Origin of the sequence: Paracoccus benzoatiresistens, assembly GCF_026913015.1 — a bacterium.
GTDB classification, from domain to species: Bacteria; Pseudomonadota; Alphaproteobacteria; order Rhodobacterales; family Rhodobacteraceae; genus Paracoccus; species Paracoccus benzoatiresistens.
Window position 1 is genome coordinate 1 of the sequence record NZ_JAPTYD010000123.1, and the last position, 3,096, is coordinate 3,096.

The following is a 3,096-nucleotide window of genomic DNA, read 5'->3' on the forward strand; positions in this document are numbered from 1 at the left end:
CGCCGGTTGGGTGGGTGTCAGTTCACCCGGAGATTACGCCACTGTCCAATTTCTACCACTTCCGAGACACGACCCCTCCTGATAGCGCAACAGGCTCTGCGGCTGCGATGGGTACAGTACTATTGAGCAACAAAAGGAACGATCGGACATCGGTGTTATCCTGACCAAGGGCGTCTCAATTTTCAGGGAAATATCCTTATAGGTGTGCCCGGCTGCAGCATTGCATAGATCTCTTCAATTTCGTCATCCGTGACGGCAATGCATCCTGCTGTCCAATCGCGGTTTTGCGGCGCAAGCCTGTTTCCATCCGGTCCCCTGCCATGGATCATGATATCACCGCCCGCATCCCGGTTGCTGGCTGCGGCGTAGGTTTTGTCCCGCCGAGCAATGAGCGAAAGTTGGTGATGCCCTGAGGGGCGGCATATCATGGCGGTGTTCAGAACGCCGTCAATTCTCAGCCGAGAAAGGGATATGCCACATGCCAGAGAATACCATCACCCAGCTCCCCGATCCATCGGTATTTAGCGCCGATGCATTCACCGACGTCCTGCGCAATGGGGCGCGCAAGCTGATCGAACAGGCGATCCACGCCGAGCTGGCGGTGCTGATGGCCGCCTTTTCCAAGGAGAAGCTGGAGAACGGGACATCACGGCTGGTGCGCCATGGACACTTACCCGAACGCGAGGTGATGACCGGGATTGGTCCCGTGCCGGTGAAAGTGCCGCGGGTGCGCGATCGCAAGCCCGGTGAGGACAAGATCACCTTCACGCCCAGCATCCTGCCGCGATACCTGCGCAAGGCGAAATCGGTCGATGAGCTGCTGCCCTGGCTTTACCTCAAGGGCGTCAGCACGGGGGACTTCAGCGAAGCCTTGGCGGCGCTTCTGGGCCCAAACGCCCATGGGCTATCGGCCAAGACAATCACGCGGCGTGACAAGCTGACTGGTGGAACGACTATGAGGCCTGGCAAAAACGCGACCTGAGCCATCGGCGCTTCCTCTACATCTGGGCTGACGGGGTGTATTTCAAACCGCGCATGGCCGAGGAAAGGCAATGCGTTCTGGTGATCGTCGGGGCTGATGAATATGGCCGCAAGGAGCTTCTGGCGATGATCGACGGCTTCCGCGAAAGCACCGAGAGCTGGCGTGAGCTTTTGCTCGATCTGAGGCGCCGGGGCCTGAAGCAGGATCCCAAGCTGGCCATCGGCGACGGCGCGCTCGGGTTCTGGACCGCGCTGCGCGAGGTCTTCGCCACCACGCGCGAGCAGCGGTGTTGGGTCCACAAGACAATGAACGTGCTGAACGCGCTGCCGAAGTCGCTGCAGGACAAGGCCAAGAGCCATCTCCACGACATCTGGCAGGCTGAAACAAAGGCCGAGGCCGGCGCCGCCTTCGACTTTTTCGTCGAAACCTACGGGGTCAAATACGACAAGGCCGCTGCCAAGCTGGTCAAGGATCGCGAGGCCTTGCTGACCTTTTACGACTACCCGGCCGAACACTGGAAGCACATCCGGACATCCAATCCAATTGAAAGCACCTTCGCGACCGTTCGGCACCGCACGAAGCGCACCAAAGGATGCCTCAGTCGCAGGACCGGGCTGGCCATGGCCTTCAAGCTGATGATGTCAGCACAGAGGAAGTGGCGAAAGCTCGACGGCCAGAACCGCCTGCCGGAGATCATCCAGGAGGTTGAGTTCCGCGACGGCCTCCGCCAACTTCAAGCCGCCGCCTGATCAGGCGTCACCAACTTTTGCCCATATCTCTGTCCCGCCTATCAGGGTAGGAAATTCCCACTGACAGATGATAGCTGCTTCGAGGGTTGAAGCGGTCAAGGTAATAAAGTCCCTCGGGCGTCTTGCCGTCCCCTTCGAACTGCTTGTGACCAATCGGCTCATTGCCGAGGCCGACCTGGTAGGACTTCAGAACCGTATCACCACTTAGCAACTGAAGGTGTCGTTGCGCCTTGTAGACTCTCACTTCCGTTACAGGCGGGCCTGCGTATTTCTTGAAAGTTGGGCGTTTTGGGGGTGCTGCGCAGGCGGCCAGCATGATGATCAGCCCAGACAATGCGAATTGCCGTCTGCCTAACAGTGCCTTCATTCAATTCCTGCTTTTCTTGCTGTGATTTCTTCTCGGCCGCCGGTCTTATGGAAGATGTGCGAGGCTGTTACGCTCGAGCCCACGACAGCCGCTGATCAGAGAATGCATTTTTTCGTTGCTGGCTGGTTTGACGAGGGAGATCTGTCCGATAGGCCCGTTGGGTAGACTGGACACACGATGGCTCAAGCCAGCGGTGAGAATGCGGAAATCCCGCATTAGCCCTGACAAGTTCGTCTCCACTGCTGCGACCCAAACCTGATCGATGTTGCAGGCTAGACAATACGAATGCGGCCCGGCTCGGTTCTGCCTTGAGTCCCGAACCAGGCCAGCAGAGCCGCCACCGCAGTCATGCCGGCACTGCGACGATCCCGACCGAATTGGGGCGGCACTGCCTGCTGGGTGACAAATGCGACATGATACCAAGCCTGCGGTTTGAGGAGGCTGCCGTCCGGACCGAACGCCCGTTCGATCCTGTGACCCGGAGGGTTCTCCAACTTGACATCGAAGTTCAGCCCGCAGAACCGTTTGACATATCCACCGCGCTGCTGGAACGGATCTCGGGCAAAGGTCGCCTCGAGATTGGCTTCCATCATCTCGACAATCTCGGCACCGGTCAGCTCTACCGTTTCGACCGGCGGGGTGGTGGGGATGATGCACCATAGATCATGCAAGGTGACGGGACCCGGCGGAATGGGTGCGCCGTAACGCCAACCGTTGGAAAAGGCGATGGAGGTGCCTGCAGCGTGAGCAATGGCGGCCAGCAGAACGTCATCCATCGGAGCATGCAGGCAGGTGTTGCGATGCAGGATCTGGTCCGTCTTGCCTGCCATTTGCGCCTTCATCCCGGCAACCGGGGCGACGGCCTGGGCAACCAGTCCTGCCACTTGGGGGTCCTCGGGGAGATCATCGGAAACCGGGATCAGGGGTCGTGTCTCGGAAGTGGTAGAAATTGGACAGTGGCGTAATCTCCGGGTGAACTGACACCCACCCAACCGGCG

General features: G+C 59.3%; 3 protein-coding genes and 1 pseudogene. 1 reads left to right on the forward strand and 3 read right to left on the reverse strand.

The features are described from left to right. Nucleotides 1–182: 182 nt before the first annotated feature. Nucleotides 183–428: a L,D-transpeptidase family protein gene (locus tag OU682_RS23575; RefSeq protein ID WP_371832310.1), complete on the reverse strand. Its 246-nt coding sequence runs from the start codon at nucleotides 426–428 to the stop codon at nucleotides 183–185. A gap of 50 nt (nucleotides 429–478) precedes the next feature. On the opposite strand from OU682_RS23575, the pseudogene OU682_RS23580 reads away from it, so the two are divergent. Then, a pseudogene (locus OU682_RS23580) lies at nucleotides 479–1,731 on the forward strand (IS256 family transposase). Nucleotides 1,732–1,738: 7 nt separating this feature from the next. Here the strand turns inward: OU682_RS23580 and OU682_RS23585 are convergent. Further along, nucleotides 1,739–2,098, reverse strand: a complete 360-nt coding sequence (locus OU682_RS23585; protein WP_371832311.1) for a L,D-transpeptidase family protein — start codon at nucleotides 2,096–2,098, stop codon at nucleotides 1,739–1,741. Nucleotides 2,099–2,370: 272 nt separating this feature from the next. Further along, nucleotides 2,371–2,982 (reverse strand): 5'-nucleotidase C-terminal domain-containing protein, encoded by a 612-nt coding sequence (locus tag OU682_RS23590; protein WP_268944618.1) that lies wholly within the window; start codon nucleotides 2,980–2,982, stop codon nucleotides 2,371–2,373. Nucleotides 2,983–3,096: the final 114 nt, after the last annotated feature.

Excerpts from the sequence above, each read along its gene's own strand:
- OU682_RS23575 (WP_371832310.1), bottom strand. The coding sequence starts at position 428 with ATGATATGCCGCCCCTCAGGGCATCACCAACTTTCGCTCATTGCTCGG.
- OU682_RS23585 (WP_371832311.1), bottom strand. The coding sequence starts at position 2,098 with ATGAAGGCACTGTTAGGCAGACGGCAATTCGCATTGTCTGGGCTGATC.